The 15828-nt window shown below is 58.1% G+C and carries 10 protein-coding genes; 4 read left to right on the forward strand and 6 right to left on the reverse strand.

Going from position 1 to position 15828, the window contains the following annotated elements:
* Positions 1–35: 35 nt before the first annotated feature.
* The 3 genes from btsR to AB5Y82_RS14175 all read right to left on the reverse strand — a co-directional run bounded on the left by btsR (position 36) and on the right by AB5Y82_RS14175 (position 3996).
* Positions 36–740 (reverse strand): two-component system response regulator BtsR, encoded by a 705-nt coding sequence (gene btsR / locus AB5Y82_RS14165; RefSeq protein WP_005350523.1) that lies wholly within the window; start codon positions 738–740, stop codon positions 36–38.
* Positions 737–2407: a sensor histidine kinase gene (locus tag AB5Y82_RS14170; protein ID WP_005350526.1), complete on the reverse strand. Its 1671-nt coding sequence runs from the start codon at positions 2405–2407 to the stop codon at positions 737–739. The genes btsR and AB5Y82_RS14170 overlap by 4 nt, the downstream gene beginning before the upstream one ends.
* Before the next feature lie 353 nt (positions 2408–2760).
* On the reverse strand, positions 2761–3996 hold the full coding sequence (locus AB5Y82_RS14175; protein WP_031227798.1) for an HD-GYP domain-containing protein: 1236 nt from the start codon (positions 3994–3996) through the stop codon (positions 2761–2763).
* A gap of 230 nt (positions 3997–4226) precedes the next feature.
* Here AB5Y82_RS14175 and AB5Y82_RS14180 point away from each other — a divergent pair, with 230 nt between their 5' ends.
* Positions 4227–5843 (forward strand): phosphoethanolamine transferase, encoded by a 1617-nt coding sequence (locus AB5Y82_RS14180; RefSeq protein WP_368174142.1) that lies wholly within the window; start codon positions 4227–4229, stop codon positions 5841–5843.
* Between the two features lie 71 nt (positions 5844–5914).
* On the opposite strand, the gene AB5Y82_RS14185 is transcribed toward AB5Y82_RS14180, so the two are convergent.
* The 3 genes from AB5Y82_RS14185 to nagB are packed head-to-tail and all read right to left on the reverse strand — an operon-like array spanning position 5915 to position 9089.
* Positions 5915–7129, reverse strand: coding sequence for an ROK family protein (locus AB5Y82_RS14185; RefSeq protein WP_005334312.1), 1215 nt, complete (start codon positions 7127–7129; stop codon positions 5915–5917).
* A gap of 4 nt (positions 7130–7133) precedes the next feature.
* Entirely contained in the window at positions 7134–8279 is a 1146-nt protein-coding gene (gene nagA, locus AB5Y82_RS14190; protein WP_111899656.1) for an N-acetylglucosamine-6-phosphate deacetylase, read from the reverse strand.
* Positions 8280–8288: 9 nt separating this feature from the next.
* Positions 8289–9089 carry a glucosamine-6-phosphate deaminase gene (nagB, locus tag AB5Y82_RS14195; protein ID WP_111899657.1) on the reverse strand — a complete coding sequence of 267 codons (801 nt, stop codon included), beginning with the start codon at positions 9087–9089 and terminating at the stop codon, positions 8289–8291.
* Between the two features lie 273 nt (positions 9090–9362).
* Between nagB and nagE the strand changes: the two genes are divergently transcribed.
* The 3 genes from nagE (at position 9363) to glnS (ending at position 15643) form a co-directional block, all read left to right on the forward strand.
* Positions 9363–10841, forward strand: coding sequence for an N-acetylglucosamine-specific PTS transporter subunit IIBC (gene nagE, locus AB5Y82_RS14200; protein WP_005359399.1), 1479 nt, complete (start codon positions 9363–9365; stop codon positions 10839–10841).
* Between the two features lie 121 nt (positions 10842–10962).
* On the forward strand, positions 10963–13626 hold the full coding sequence (locus AB5Y82_RS14205) for a beta-N-acetylhexosaminidase (protein ID WP_111899658.1): 2664 nt from the start codon (positions 10963–10965) through the stop codon (positions 13624–13626).
* 355 nt (positions 13627–13981) lie between these two features.
* Positions 13982–15643 carry a glutamine--tRNA ligase gene (glnS, locus tag AB5Y82_RS14210; protein ID WP_111899659.1) on the forward strand — a complete coding sequence of 554 codons (1662 nt, stop codon included), beginning with the start codon at positions 13982–13984 and terminating at the stop codon, positions 15641–15643.
* Positions 15644–15828 lie beyond the last annotated feature (185 nt).

A 15828-nucleotide genomic window follows, 5' to 3' on the forward strand; every position in this document is an offset into this window, starting at 1 on the left:
GGTCGGCGGCTGTGATCAGGCGCACACTCCGCGGCTCAGTCCAGCCCCAGCTGATCTTTGAGCTCCTTGAGATAGCGACGACTGACCGGCACCCGGGCGCCGCTCGGGGTGACAATCTCTGCCAGCTGGTTATCCAGCAGCCGGATCTCGAAGATGGCGTTGGGGGAGACCAGATACTGGCGGTGGCAGCGCAGCAGCGGGCTCTTTTCTTCCAGCGATTTGAGAGTGAGCTGGGTGTGGAACAGCTCGCCCTGACAGGCCACATGGACCCCGCCCAGATCGGAGAAGGCATACTCCACCTGCGCGATGGGCAGCAGCCTGACCCGATTGTGCAGATAGCCCGGAATATGTTCGATAGTCGGGGCCAGCCGCTCGATGGGCTGCGGGGAGATATCCTGCTTGAGGCGAGCGAGGGTCTTGGCGAGCCGGGCGGGCTCCACCGGCTTGAGCAGGTAGTCGAAGGCGTTCTCTTCAAATGCCTGAATGGCATATTCGTCAAAGGCGGTGACAAAGACGATGCGGGGCAGGGGGTCGAGCATGGCGACCAGCTCCATGCCGCTCAGCTTGGGCATCTGGATATCGAGGAACACCACATCAGGCTTGAGGCGCTGAATAAGCGGCAGCGCCTCGATGGCGTTGGCCGCTTCCCCCACGATCTCGATGGCAGGATCGCAGGCCAGCTGCTGCCTCAGCTCTTCGCGGGCGTAGTGTTCGTCATCGACTATCAGGGTGCGGATCATGGTTGCTCCTTGGGGATGGTGAACGAGACCCGGGTCCACTGCTCAGGCTCGCACGCAATAGTCACGCCATAGCGCTCGCCAAAGGCGCTTTTCAGTCGCCGATCGACAATGGTCATGCCCAGACCGTCGCCAGCGGGGTGCGCTTGCCAGGTGCCTGCATTATCTTCCACATGGATGGTGACGCTGGCGGGTTGCTCATCGGTATAAAGGCGAATGCGCCCTTGCTCCAGCAGGGTCGAGATGCCGTGCTTGATGGCATTCTCGATCAGCGGTTGCAGGGTGAAGCTGGGCAGTCGCAGTGTGGCCAGATGGGGCGGGATCTCGTTTATCACAGTCAGCCGATCGCCAAAGCGGGCCAGCTCGATCTCCAGATAGGATTGGCAGTGCTCCTGCTCCTCCTGCAGGGTCGCAAGGCCACTCTGGCGCTTGAGGTTCTTGCGAAAGAACAGCGACAGATGCAGCAGCAGATCCCGCGCCTTGTCCGGATCGCGCCGGGTGATGGCACTGATGGTGTTGAGGGTGTTGAACAGAAAGTGGGGGTTGATCTGGGCCTGGATAAGTTTCAACTCGGACTGCACCAGCAGCCGTTGGTGCTGCTCCAGCCGACCGGCCAGCAACTGCTGTGACAGCAGGTTGGCAATCCCTTCCCCCAGGGTGTGGTTGATCTTGAGAAACAGCCGCTTCTTCGGCTCGTAGAGCTTGATGGTGCCGATCACTCCTTTGTCCCCCTGCAGCGGGATCACCAGCACCGAGCCCAGCTGGCATGCGGAGGAGAGGCTGCAGCGATAGGGCTGGCTGTTGCCATCGGCAAACAGCACCTTGTTCTGGGCGATGGCCTGCATGGTGATGGCTGACGCAATGGGGGTACCCGGCAGATGGTGATCTTCGCCGGTGCCGATAAAGGCGAGGATCTGCTCGGTGTCCGTGATGGCGACAGCCCCCACGCCGGTCTCTTCCTGAATGATGCGGGCAATCTTGTTGCTCGCCTCCGGGGTAAAGCCCTGACTCATGATCCCCACTGTGCGGTTGGCGATATTGAGCGCCTTGGCGGAGAAAACCCGGGAGAACTTCTCATACATCCGCTGCTGGTCGCGGATCATGCTGATGAAGAGCGCCGCGCCGCAGGAGTTGGCCAGAATCATCGGGGTGGCGATGGTGCGCACCAGCAGCAGGGATTTGTCGAACGGGGTCGCCACCAGCAGGATGATGACCATCTGCATGATCTCGGCGTAGAGGGTGGTAAAGAAGGCGATACGCGGTTCAAACAGGGCATCCGTTCGTCCCGAGCGCATCAGTCGCCAGTGCACTATGCCCCCGAGCAACCCCTCGCAGGTGGTGGAGATGGCGCAGGCGAGATCGGTAAATCCCCCCAGCGTATAGCGGTGCAGGCCGCCGGTCAGCCCTACCAGAAAGCCCACCAGCGGCCCCCCCAATAATCCCCCCAAGACAGCGCCGACCGCCCGGGTGTTGGCGATGGCATCGTCGATATCGAGGCCCACATAGGTGCCGAGGATACAAAAGCTGGAAAAGATGATGTATATCAGTATCTTGTGAGGTAGTCTCACTGAATAGTTGGCAAGCGGGCGCAGCAGCGGGCTTTTCGAGAAGAGATAGGCGATCACCAGGCTGACGCTCATCTGTTGCAGCAAGGAGAGGACCAACTGCATAAAAAACGCTCCTCATAAGCCAGCTGAAAAAATAGCCAGCCCGTGAATAACTGTGATCAGGATCTTGTTCTGTTGGCCCAACTGGGAGTAACAGGCCGTCAGTTTGCCAGAACAAGTGGATAAAACCATATTAAATCAGCATGTTAAATTGATATTTGTGTAAGCGGCAGCGGGTTGATATTGATGGATGGAGCATGAATGTATCCGCTGGATACGCCACACGGAGGTGGCATGCTCCGCCCGGCCCCTTGGCTGGGCGTTTTTTATACATGGTCAGTTGGCAACCTTCTGATGGGGGTTTGAGCAATTATTCCGGTTTGTCCAATGAGTTATCCCCAGCTTCTGGGGATAACTCAGAATGCAAAGTAGTAGCAGAAGCGGCGGGTCAGGTTGAAGAACTGCCGTTGTCCCTCATCCAGCTCTTCCTGTTTGATAAAAGCAGTGATGGTGCGTTCATCTTCCCGCAGATCGATCATGGCGACGGCTTCCGGCCGCTGGGCCTTGATATAGGGCAGGATTTTCGGCTTGAGGGGCATGGTGGGTTCGGTAGAGAGCACCAGCGCGATGCTCTCGTCCGAGAGTTTCACCAGTGATCCCGGCGGATAGACCCCCAGCACCTTGACAAGCAACTTGACCAGATTCTGGTCGAACTTCTTCTGGGATAACTTGTAGAGCTGGCTGATGGCCTGACTCGGCGCGGCCGGGTTACCGCTGTTGCGGGGATGGAGCAGCTCGTCGTAGAAGTCGACCAGCCCGATCAACCGCGCCAGCGGCGGGATCTCCCCGCCCTTGATCCCGAGCGGATAACCGCTGCCGTCGAGCCGCTCGTGGTGCAGATGGGCGACCTGACGGATTTTCGGTTCAAAGGCGTTGAGCTGGGTCAGCATCTCCAGCCCGTACTGGGGATGCATATTGAGGAAGTTCTGCTCGGCCTTGCTGAGATCCCCGCGTTTTTGGGTGATCTGGCTCGGGATCTTCAGTTCACCGATATCGTGGATAAGTCCCGCAAGCCCCGTCTCTTCCAGTTCGATGGGATTCATCCCCAGCTCGCGCGCCATCAGCATGGCAATAAAAGCCACATTGAGGCTGTGTTGCAGCAGGATATCGGTGTGGGGGCTGCGAATAAGGTGGAGCCCGAGAGGCCCTTCATGCTGACTGAGGGTGAAGGCGGCATTGCGGACGATCTGGGCTGTATTGGCCAGCCCTTCATCCGGTTTGAGGTTGAGTGCCCCGAGTGCATCACGCAGCTCGCTCATGGATTGGCCAAAGGCTTTGTCGGCGGCGCGCATGGAGCGGCGAAAGGCTTTCTCATCAAAGGGGGGCGGGCCCGAGGCAATCAGCTCTTCCAGTTCATCAAGATCAGGCCCGGCATCCGGGATATCGCCGCGCAGCAGCGGCTCGATGGGCAGATCGCTCTTGTCGGGGTCGACCATCAGCAGGGTGAGATCAAGATGACGGAGAATGTCGAGTTGCTGCTGATCCTTGATCTTGAAGGTATTGAACATAAACGGGTGGTTAGTCCATCCCGTGGGGAGATGGATATAGTGGCCTACTCTCAATTGCTCTATCGAGGCTTGGATCAGTGCCATCGGTTAACCTGCATTTCGTGAATGCCTACTCAACAAGCTAGCAAAATCCGATGGATAGACAACTAAAAATCCATTTCGGGGCAGCGGAGCGCCCCGTGCTGTGATGGGGCGCACGAGCGCCGTGCTTCTCCTCTTAATTCGCGCTTAAGTTTTACTTCCTACGCTGGCCCCGTCGTTTTTGTTGGCTTGGCCGGCCCGCTGCACTGCAGGTCGGTATGTAGGAGTTGTTTATGCGTGTAACTCTCGGTGTACTGCAGACCAATCTGTTGCTGGTGCTCTTTTTCGCTCTGGTACTGAACTGGCCAATCTTTTTGCATTTCTATACGGTGCTAAGTGCCCTGACCCATGTCAAAGCCGGATTTGCCATCTCGATCCCGCTGGTGCTGATCGCGGCGCTCAATGCCGTGTTTATTCCCTTCACGTTCCGGTTTGTGCTCAAGCCCTTTTTTACCGTGCTCATTCTGACTGGCTCCATCGTCAGCTACGCCATGCTCAAATACGGCGTCATCTTTGATGCAGGCATGATCCAGAACATAGTGGAGACCAACAGTGGTGAGGCGGGGGCCTATCTGAATGGCTCGGTTGCGCTCTGGTTTCTGCTGACCGGGCTGCTGCCTGTTCTGGTGCTCTGGTCACTGCGGATCCGCTATCCGGCTCGCTGGTATCAGGGGTTGGCGTTGCGGGCTGGTGCACTGGCTATCTCTCTGCTGTTTATCGGGGGCGTCGCGTCACTTTACTATCAGGATTACGCCTCGGTCGGGCGCAACAACAAGTCGCTGGCCAAAGAGATTGTGCCTGCCAACTATGTGCACGGCCTCTACAAATATGGGCGGGATGTGCTGTTTGCCACGCCGATCCCTTACCGGCAGTTGGGGACCGATGCCCGGGTGGTGGCCCGGGGAAGCAAGCCGACTTTGATGTTCCTGGTGGTGGGGGAGACGGCGCGCAGCCAGAACTACTCCCTTAACGGGTATGGCAAGGCGACCAACAGCTTTACGGCAAAAGAGCAGGGGGTTGTGTCGTTCAGGAATGTACGCTCCTGCGGTACAGCCACTGCAGTTTCGGTGCCCTGCATGTTCTCCAACCTCACGCGCCGTGGCTACGATGACCAGCTTGCCAGCTCCCGTGACGGCCTGCTCGATGTGCTGCAACATGCCGGAGTCTCGGTGTTGTGGAAAGAGAACGATGGCGGCTGCAAAGGGGTGTGCCGCAATGTGCCGACCATCGAGATCCTCCCCAAATCCTATCCTGCGCTCTGTCAGGGGGAGTCCTGCTATGATGAGGTGCTGCTGGAGGGGCTGGATCAGCAGATTGCCGGCATGAAGGGCAACAAGTTGGTGGCCTTTCATCTGATGGGCAGCCATGGCCCGACCTATTTCCGTCGTTACCCTGCCAGCGAGCGCGTCTTTATGCCGGACTGCCCGCGTAGCGACATTGAAAACTGCAGCAACGAGGAGCTGGTCAATACCTATGACAACACCATCCGCTACACCGATAAGGTGGTGGGGCTACTGATCGACAAGCTCAAGTCGCTGGAGAGCCAGTACGATGTGGGGCTGGTCTATCTCTCCGATCACGGCGAATCCCTTGGGGCCATGGGGCTCTATCTGCACGGCACGCCATACAAGTTTGCGCCGGATGATCAGACCCGGGTGCCGCTGCTGACCTGGTTCTCGCCTCAGTTACAGGCCGATCGCCAGCTTGATATGGGTTGCCTGGCGGCGGAGGCGAGCAGCCAGCGTTTCTCCCATGACAACCTCTTTCACTCCATGCTGGGGATCATGGATGTGCAGACCCGTGTTTACGACAACAAGCTCGATCTGTTCAAGCCATGTCGGGCGGGCTAAACCGCCAGCAAGCACACAATAGAAAACGGCAGCCACTGGCTGCCGTTTTGTTATCTCGCAAGATCAGTGTCTTACTTCTGCTCCATGATGATCTGCAGCAGATCCCCCTCCAGCAGGGCGCGCTTGACCAGTGCAAAGCCGCCATAGGTCGGCTGGTTCTGGAAGCGGGCTTTCACGATGGGCAGGCCACGGTGGAAGCTCGGAAGTGATTGATGCTCGACACAGCGGCGGATGGCCGGGAAGAGGATCTCTTCGGCGGCGGTGATTTCGCCGGCGATCAGCACCTTCTGCGGGTTGAACAGGTTGACCGTGATGGCCACCGCCCGTCCCAGATGCTCACCCACGTTCTCGATCACGCTGCGGGCCAGTTCATCACCTGCCAGCGCCGCCTTGCACACCTCCTGAATGGTGATGTGCTTCTCCTGCAGCGCGCTCTGGTGGCCGCGGCTGATGAGCTCCTTCACCTTGTCGATGATCGCTTCGTTGGAGGCGATGGTCTCGAGGCAGCCGAAGTTGCCACAGTGGCAGCGCTTGCCGAGGGGCTCGACCTGAATATGGCCGATCTCGCCGACGTTGCGGTTCTGACCGAGGAACACCTGACCCTTGGTGATGATCCCGGAGCCCGTCCCCTGATGGACGCTCACCAGAATGGAGTCCATGCAGTCGCGGGACTCGCCGAAGAAGTGTTCGGCCAGTGCCAGAGAGCGGGTGTCGTTGCCCACGTAGCAGGGGAGGTTGAAGTGGTTCTCAAGCAGCTTCGCCAGCCCCAGATTGCGGATCTGGTACTTGGGGGTGTAGATGACCATGCCGGATTCCGGGTTGACCAGACCCGGCATGGTCAGCGCGATGCTGATGAGGTTGCGACAACGTTCGCGGTTGGCATCGATAAAGGCGCCAATCTCCCGCAGCAGCATGTCGACCACGGGTTGCTGGTCGATCTCGGTCACCTGAATGACGTGCTGGTCGAGCTCCTTGCCATCGAGGTCATAGAGACTCAGTTGCAGGTAGCCGCGGCCCAGCTTGGCAGAGACAAACTGAAAGCGATGTTTGATGGTGGTCAGGGAGATGGCTCGTCGCCCGCCGGTTGAGGCTTGCGGAGAGGTCTCCTTGATCAGGCCATGCTCGATCAGTTGCCGGGTTATTTTGGTCACGCTGGCCGGGGCCAGCTGACTCAACTCGGCAATCTTGACCCGGGAGATGGGGCCTTGCAGGTCGATGAGCCGATACACGGCTGCACTATTGACCTGCTTGATAAGATCTACGTTTGCTATTTGTCCGCCAGTCATGATGTCACTGTTGTGTGTAGTGTCCGTTAACCACGGTCCCACGGACCGTGAAGTCCTGATCGAAGACAGTGAGGTTGGCTACTTTACCGACCTGGATACTACCGAGACGTGAGTCCCATCCAATGGCGCGAGCGGGGTAGAGGCTGGCCATTCTCAGTGCTTCATCGAGCGGTAATCCGACCTGCTTGACCAGATTTTCCACCCCCTCAATCATGGTGAGGGAGGAACCGCCGAGTGTACCATTCTCGTCGACACACTGACCATCGCGTAAAAAGACGGTGGTGCCACAAAAATCAAATTTCTCAAAGCCTTCCGGCGCTCCGGCTGCTGCGGTGGCATCGGTGACCAGCACCAGTCGCTCCCCCAGCGCCTTGTGAGCCAGACGCACGTTGGCCCAGTGCACATGGTGGCCATCGACGATGATGCCCGCATAGACATCTTTGCGATCGTAGATGGCGCCCACTACGCCCGGCTCGCGACCGTTGAGGGTCGGGGTCATGGCGTTGTAGAGGTGGGTCGCAAAGCGAATACCGTTATCGAACCCGGCCATGGCCTGATCGTAACTGGCGGCAGTGTGACCGGCCGAGACCAGAATGCCCGCTTCCACCAGACGGCGGATATGGGCCGGCTCGTTGCGCTCCGGAGCCAGGGTGATTTTGGTGATGGCATCCGCGTTGGCGCAGAAGAAGTCGATCATCTCGTCCGCTGGCTGACGAATTTGCGCGGCAGGGTGGATCCCCTTGCGCTTGAGGTTGGTGTAAGGCCCTTCCAGATGGACGCCCAGCACCTCGTTGGGGTGTGCCGCCATGTAGTCACGGGTCACAGCAACGGCCTGCTTCATGTCCGCATCCGGACTGGTGATCAGGGTCGGCAGGAAGCTGGTGGTACCGGATTTGAGATTGGCCGCCTGCATGGTTGCCAGGGTCTCGACCGTGATCTCGGTGTTGAACATCACCCCGCCACAGCCGTTGAGCTGCACATCGATAAAACCGGCGGTCAGGTTGGCGCCTCTGAGGTCAATCTGCTCGATGCCCGCAGGCAGTTCGGCCAGGTGAGAGATGGCGACAATCTTGTCGCCCTCGATAAGCACCCCGTAGCCGGTCAGCACGCAGCTGCCGGTGTAGAGGGTGCAGTTGGTCAATGCGTACATGACGACTCCTTACAGACGGCCGATGTTGGCGGCTTCCAGCTGCTGGAAGTAGCGAACGGTCTTGACCTTGAGCTCCATGGTGGAGGGCTCGTCGCACACCATCATTCCCTTCGGATGCAGTTGCAGGGTGGAGATGGTCCACATGTGGTTGACGCTGCCTTCCACGGCGGCCTGCAGGGCCAGTGCCTTGCCGTGACCGGTGACCAGGATCATGATCTCTTCCGCATCCATCAGGGTGCCTACACCCACGGTCAGGGCCAGCTTGGGCACCAGCTCCATGTCGCCACCGAAGAAGCGGGAGTTGGCGATACGGGTGTCTTCGGTCAGGGTCTTGACCCGGGTGCGGGAGGAGAGGGAAGAGGCCGGCTCGTTGAATGCGATGTGGCCGTCGTTACCCACGCCACCCATGAACAGGTGGATCTTGCCGTAGGACTTGATCTTGTCTTCATATCGCTTGCACTCGGCCACCAGATCCTCGGCATTGCCGTTGAGGATGTTGATGTTCTCGGGACGAATGTCGATGTGGCTGAAGAAGTTGTTGTGCATGAAGCTGTGGTAGCTCTCCGGGTGATCTTCCGGCAGGCCGACGTACTCGTCCATGTTGAAGGTGACCACGTTCTGGAAGCTCACTTCACCGGCTTTGTGCAACTCGATCAGGCGCTTGTAGGTGTTGAGCGGGGTGCCACCGGTGGGCAGGCCCAGTACGAAAGGGCGATCGCTGGTCGGCTTGAACGCGTTGATGCGGTCAACGATGTAACGAGCAGACCACAGGCCTACTTGGCTGGCAGATTTCAACGGGATCAGGCGCATATGGGATACCTCTGTGTCGGGTTGCGACCGGTTTGGCGGTGGCAATTGGCTAAGACGGATTCAAGTTGTTTTATAGCGTAAATAAAGATTGCGAACTAAGCCACATCTATCCACCACCTTTATCTTGTTTGGGTGATAACGATCACGATTATCGGTTTATTAATTTGCGCAGCGAAATAAAAGCCCTAGACTGCCAATCAAGCCTTGATGGCTTATGCGTCAAACGTGATAAGCACTTAATTTCTAGAAAAACATTAACTAAGGAGAGGAACCGTGAACATTCTCGGTTATTTGCAAAAGATCGGCCGTGCCCTGATGGTGCCGGTAGCGGTATTGCCTGCCGCCGCGATCCTGATGGGGGTTGGCTACTGGATTGACCCGAATGGTTGGGGTGGTGACAGTGCGCTGGCTGCCTTCCTGATTAAAGCGGGCGCAGCCATTATCGATAACATGTCCGTACTGTTCGCAGTCGGTGTCGCTTACGGTATGTCCAAGGATAAAGACGGTTCTGCTGCCCTGGCAGGTCTGGTCGGCTTCCTGGTCGTTACCACCCTGCTGAGCCCGGGCGCTGTGGCCCAGATCAAGAGCATCCCGGTGGAGCAGGTTCCTGCCGCGTTTGCCAAGATCAGCAACCAGTTCGTGGGTATCCTGTGTGGTGTTATCGCCGCTGAGCTGTACAACCGCTTCAGCAGCGTCGAGCTGCACAAGGCACTCTCCTTCTTCTCCGGTCGTCGTCTGGTACCGATCGTAACCTCCGTGGTGATGATCGTCGTATCTTTCATCCTGATGGCCGTATGGCCGGCAATCTACGGTGGTCTGGTCTCCTTCGGTGAGTCCATCGTGAGCCTTGGCTCCACCGGTGCCGGTATCTACGCCTTCTTCAACCGTCTGCTGATCCCGATCGGTCTGCACCACGCCCTGAACTCCGTGTTCTGGTTCAACGTGGCCGGTATCAACGACATCCCGAACTTCCTGGGTGGTCAGGCTACCATCGATGCCGCTCTGGCCGCTGGCAAGAGCCTGGAGCAGGTGAAAGGCGTGGTCGGTATGTACCAGGCTGGCTTCTTCCCCATCATGATGTTCGGTCTGCCGGGTGCCGCTCTGGCCATCTACCACTCCGCCAAGAAAGAGAACAAAGAGAAAGTTGCCTCCATCATGATCGCAGCTGCCTTTGCCTCCTTCTTCACCGGTGTAACCGAGCCGCTCGAGTTCTCCTTCATGTTCGTGGCGCCGGTACTGTATGTCATCCACGCCGTACTGACCGGTATCTCCGTGTTCATCGCTGCCTCCATGCAGTGGATGGCCGGTTTCGGTTTCAGTGCCGGTCTGGTTGATATGGTGCTCTCCAGCCGTAACCCGCTGGCGACCAACTGGTACATGCTGATCCCTCAGGGTCTGGTCTTCTTCGGCCTCTACTACACCGTGTTCCGCGTAGTGATTGCCAAGCTGAACCTGAAAACCCCGGGTCGTGAAGATGACGAAGATAGTGCTCCGGCAGCCGCTCAATCTACCAACCGTACCGAGCTGGCCAAGCAGTACCTGGAAGTGCTGGGTGGTCAAGAGAACCTGGTCTCTATCGATGCCTGCATCACCCGTCTGCGTCTGACTCTGAAAGACCGCAGCATCGTCGATGAGCGCAAGCTGAAAGCCCTGGGTGCGGCCGGTGTGGTCAAACTCGGTGAGCAGAACCTGCAGGTGATTCTGGGCCCATTGGCCGAAATCATCGCCGGTGAGATGAAAGCCCTGCGTTAATCGAGCGACTCGCTCACCTCAAGTCTAAGTCCATTGTTGACATAACTAAGGGCCCCGCTCAGGGGCCCCATATAAAAAAGCCAAGAAAATCCAACCTTTACTTCAAATGAGAGCAGCAGTTATGAACTTGAAACATTCTCTGTTAGCCATTGCCATGTCTACCGTTTTTGTCAGCCAGGTCCAGGCAGCCGATGCCGCCAAGCAGGCCGTGGTCGACTCCCTCGCCAACAACCTGGTGGTCAAGTATGAAGTGGTCACCAACGACGGTGCCGGTGCCGGCCTCGATTGCCAGGCGCTCGGTTCCGAGTGGGCGAGCTGTGGCGTTGCCAAGCTGCACCTGACCAATACCGGTGCGGACGTGACCTCCAAAGACTGGAGCATCTACGTCTCTTCCATTCGTCGTATCCAGCGTGTGGATAACGACCAGTTCACCATCACTCACCTGACCGGCGATCTCTATCGTTTGACGCCAACCGAGAAGTTCCAGGGCTTTGCCAAGGATGCCACGGTCGAAGTGCCGCTGGTGGTGGAATACTGGGTACTGTTCGAATCTGACATCATGCCGAACTGGTATGTCGCCAGCGAAGGTGCCGAGCCGAAAGTACTGGCCAGCATGAGCAACATCAATGATGCCAGCACCTACGAGAAGCCGATGCCGGCCGATGGCTGGAAGCGTACCAAGGATGACAAGAACATCCTGATGAACAGCGAGACCCGCTTCGCGGCCAACCAGACCAGCACCCTGCTGCCGGCTGGCAAGATTGACAACCAGATCCTGCCGACCCCGATGAAGCAGGTAGTCAAAGCTGGCCCGCAGGTTGACTTCTCTACCATCAAACTCAATGCCCTGGACTTGCCGAGCGATCGCGCCGAGGCCCTGAAGGCTCAACTGACCAAGCTGGGTGTTACCCTCTCCGACACCGGCTACCCGGTGACCATCAAGCTCGGCAGCAAGCTCAAGCAGGCTGAAGGCTATGACATGACCATCGGTCAGAAGGGCACCGTGATCCAGGGTCGCGACATCGACGGGGCATTCTGGGGTGCACAATCCCTGATCTCCCTGCTGGGTGTTGATGACAAGCTGGTGAGCCCGATGACCGTCGAGGATGCGCCGCGCTTTGAATACCGTGGCATGCAGACCGACGTGGCCCGTCACTTCCGCAGTCTGGATACCATGAAGAAGCTGGTTGACCAGATGTCTGCCATGAAGCTCAACGTGCTGCACCTTGGCCTGACCAACGATGAAGGCTGGCGTCTGGAGATCCCGGGTCTGCCGGAGCTGACTCAGGTCGGTAGCCAGCGTTGCCACGACGAGTCCGAAACCAAGTGCCTGATGCCGCAACTGGGTTCCGGCCCGACCAGCGACAACCAGGGTTCCGGTTTCTACAGCAAGTCTGACTACGTGGATCTGGTGCGTTATGCCAAGGCCCGCGGTGTGACCGTGATCCCCGAGATCAACATGCCGGCCCACGCTCGTGCTGCCGTGATCTCCATGGAAGCGCGCTACAAGCGTCTGATGGCGGAAGGCAAAGAAGCGGAAGCCAACCAGTTCCGTCTGACTGATCCGGCTGACACCTCCAACGTCACCTCCGTCCAGTTCTACGACAAGATGTCCTTCATCAACCCTTGCCAGCCGGGTGCTGCCACCTTCGTAGCCAAGGTAATGGATGAAGTTGCCCAGATGCACCAGGCCGCCGGTCAGCCGCTGACCGCATGGCACTACGGTGGTGATGAGGCGAAGAACATCATGCAGGGCGGTGGCTATCAGGATCCGGCCGTCACCAAGAAAGAAGAGCTAGTCGCCTGGAAAGGCAACGTCGACTCCAGCAAGCAGGACAAGCCGTTTGGCAAGTCTCCGATGTGCCAGAAGATGATCGACGAAGGCAAGATCAAGGAAGTGGGCGAGCTGCCGGTTTACTTCGCCAAGGAAGTGGGCCAGATGGTCAAAGATCGCGGCTTCTCTACCCTGCAGGCGTGGGAAGATGGTCTGAAGTACGCCAGCGGTGCCAAGGATTTCGCCACCGACAACACCCGTGTCAACTTCTGGGAAACCCTCTACTGGGGTGGCTTCAACGAAGCGATGAAGTGGGCCCACAAGGGTTACCAAGTAGTGCTGTCCAACCCGGATTACCTCTACTTCGACTTCCCGAACGAAGTACACCCGGCCGAGCGAGGCTACTACTGGGCAACCCGTTTCAACGACACCCGCAAGGTGTTTGCCTTCGCCCCGGAAAACCTGCCGCAAAACGCCGAGACCTCGGTTGACCGGGACGGCAACGCCTTCGTGGCCAAGGGTGACCAGGATCCGGTCAAGTTCAAGGGGATCTCCGGTCAGCAGTGGAGTGAAACCGTGCGTACCGATGCTCAGTACGAGTACATGGTCTACCCGCGTATCTTCTCTGTGGCCGAGCGTGCCTGGCACAAAGGTGGCTTCGAGCTGGATTACGTGAAGAACCGCGAGTTCTCCGGCGAGACCAAGTTCGTCAACAAGGCCACCCTCAACAAAGAGTGGAACCAGTTTGCCAACGTACTGGGTCAGCGCGTGCTGCCGAAACTGGATCAGGCCGGTGTTGAATACCGCCTCTCCGTACCGGGTGCCAAGGTAGTGAACGGTGTGCTGGAAGCGAACGTGGATCTGCCGGGTCTGCCTATCCAGTACAGCCTGGACGGTAAGACCTGGACTGCCTATGACGCCGCGGCCAAGCCGAGCGTGAATGGCAAGGTTTACCTGCGTACCACCAGCTTCGATGGCAAGCGCACCAGCCGCGTCACCGAACTGAACTGATAGCAGTCAACCGTTAACATCAGGTGGGTCGCAAGACCCGCCTTTCCCAAGGGCGATGGCGCATCGAGTTTGGGAAAGGTTGACTGTGCGTGTGAGCCTTTGTTGTGTGTAATTGTCTGTTTTGTGTTTTTCATCACTTTCAGCCCCGCCCAGTGCGGGGCTTTTTTATGCATTTGGTGTGCAATGTGCCAAGCCACGCTGTTTTTAGCGGTGCAATGGTCGGGAAATGGCCCGGAAGTGCCAAATTCAGGTTGAGACAGCGCCCGTAATAAGGGATCATACCCGGCTTGACGGCGGGGGGATGAGGGTGCCAGCCGGCACAACTTCCGCCAGTGACGCTTTTTTGAGGTGAGCCATGAGTCAGGCGAACAGCCCAACTAACTTTATTCGTCAGATCATTGATGAAGATCTGGCCAGCGGTAAGCACTGCAGCGTGCATACCCGTTTTCCGCCCGAGCCGAACGGTTATCTCCATATCGGCCACGCCAAATCCATCTGCCTGAACTTCGGCATCGCCCGCGACTATCAGGGCCAGTGCAACCTGCGTTTCGATGACACCAACCCGGTGAAGGAAGATATCGAGTACGTAGAGTCCATCAAGCAGGATGTACAGTGGCTCGGCTTCCAGTGGAACGGCGAGATCTGCTACTCCTCCGACTATTTCGACAAGCTGCACGGCTACGCCATCGAGCTGATTGAAAAGGGTCTGGCCTATGTGGACGAGCTGACGCCCGAGCAGATGCGCGAGTACCGTGGCACCCTGACTGAAGCTGGCAAGAACAGCCCGTTCCGCGATCGCAGCGTGGAAGAGAACCTGGCGCTGTTTGCCAAGATGAAGAACGGCGAGTTCGCCGAAGGCACCGCCTGCCTGCGCGCCAAGATCGACATGGCATCTCCCTTCATGGTGATGCGTGATCCGGTTATCTACCGCATCAAGTTTGCCCACCACCACCAGACCGGTGACAAGTGGTGCATCTACCCGATGTATGACTTCACCCACTGCATCTCGGACGCGCTGGAAGGGATCACCCACTCCATCTGTACACTGGAGTTCCAGGACAACCGTCGTCTGTACGACTGGGTGCTGGACAACATCACCATCGACTGCCACCCCCGTCAGTACGAGTTCTCTCGTCTGAACCTCGAATACACCGTCATGTCCAAGCGCAAGCTGAACCTGCTGGTGACCGAGAAGCACGTCGATGGTTGGGATGACCCGCGCATGCTGACCGTCTCCGGTCTGCGTCGTCGTGGTTACACCCCGGCTTCCATCCGCGAGTTCTGCAAGCGCATCGGCGTCACCAAGCAGGACAACATCGTCGAGATGAGCATGCTGGAAGCCTGTATCCGTGAAGACCTCAATGAGAATGCGCCGCGCGCCATGGCCGTGCTGCATCCGGTGAAAGTGGTCATCGAGAATCTGGCTGCCGATGAAGTGCTGACTGCCCCGGCCCACCCGAGCAATGCCGAGATGGGTACCCGCGAGCTGAACTTCACCCGTGAAATCTTCATCGATGAAGCGGACTTCAAAGAAGAGGCGAACAAGCAGTTCAAGCGTCTGGTGCTGGGCAAGGAAGTGCGTCTGCGCAATGCCTATGTGATCAAGGCCGAGCGCATCGAGAAAGATGCGGATGGCAAGGTCACCTGCATCTACTGCTCCTACGACCCCGAGACTCTGGGCAAGGATCCGGCCGATGGCCGCAAGGTGAAAGGGGTGATCCACTGGGTCAGCGCCACTCACTCCCTGCCAGCGGAAGTGCGTCTTTACGACCGTCTGTTCAAGGTGCCGAACCCGGGCGCCGAGGATGACTTTGAAGCTGCGCTGAACCCGGAATCCCTGGTGATCATCGAGGGTGCCCGTGTCGAGGCTTCGCTCAAGAACGCCAAGCCGGAGCAGGCTTACCAGTTCGAGCGTGAAGGTTACTTCTGCGCCGACAACAAGCTCTCCAGCCCGGAGCATCTGGTGTTCAACCGCACCGTTGCCCTGCGCGACTCCTGGGGCAAAGTCGAAGGCTAACTCAGTAGGGCAGGGGAGACCCTGCCCTGTGCGATGCCACGGCCTGCGCCGGACAATAAAAAAGCCAGCTGATGCTGGCTTTTTTATTGTCCGTGTCCCGTCCTGAATATGGTTTACACCTTTCCCCCCAATAAATGGAGAACCCGATGGGACAAGGTGTGAAACGGACACAGCGCGATTACTCG

This window comes from Aeromonas sp. s13, assembly GCF_040907905.1.
In the GTDB taxonomy this organism is placed as follows: Bacteria; Pseudomonadota; Gammaproteobacteria; order Enterobacterales; family Aeromonadaceae; genus Aeromonas; species Aeromonas veronii.

What these genes read in the sequence shown, in the direction of transcription:
- btsR (WP_005350523.1), bottom strand. Translation starts at nt 740, where the DNA reads ATGATCCGCACCCTGATAGTCGATGACGAACACTACGCCCGCGAAGAG.
- AB5Y82_RS14170 (WP_005350526.1), bottom strand. Translation starts at nt 2,407, where the DNA reads ATGCAGTTGGTCCTCTCCTTGCTGCAACAGATGAGCGTCAGCCTGGTG.
- AB5Y82_RS14175 (WP_031227798.1), bottom strand. Translation starts at nt 3,996, where the DNA reads ATGGCACTGATCCAAGCCTCGATAGAGCAATTGAGAGTAGGCCACTAT.
- AB5Y82_RS14180 (WP_368174142.1), top strand. Translation starts at nt 4,227, where the DNA reads ATGCGTGTAACTCTCGGTGTACTGCAGACCAATCTGTTGCTGGTGCTC.
- AB5Y82_RS14185 (WP_005334312.1), bottom strand. Translation starts at nt 7,129, where the DNA reads ATGACTGGCGGACAAATAGCAAACGTAGATCTTATCAAGCAGGTCAAT.
- nagA (WP_111899656.1), bottom strand. Translation starts at nt 8,279, where the DNA reads ATGTACGCATTGACCAACTGCACCCTCTACACCGGCAGCTGCGTGCTG.
- nagB (WP_111899657.1), bottom strand. Translation starts at nt 9,089, where the DNA reads ATGCGCCTGATCCCGTTGAAATCTGCCAGCCAAGTAGGCCTGTGGTCT.
- AB5Y82_RS14205 (WP_111899658.1), top strand. Translation starts at nt 10,963, where the DNA reads ATGAACTTGAAACATTCTCTGTTAGCCATTGCCATGTCTACCGTTTTT.
- glnS (WP_111899659.1), top strand. Translation starts at nt 13,982, where the DNA reads ATGAGTCAGGCGAACAGCCCAACTAACTTTATTCGTCAGATCATTGAT.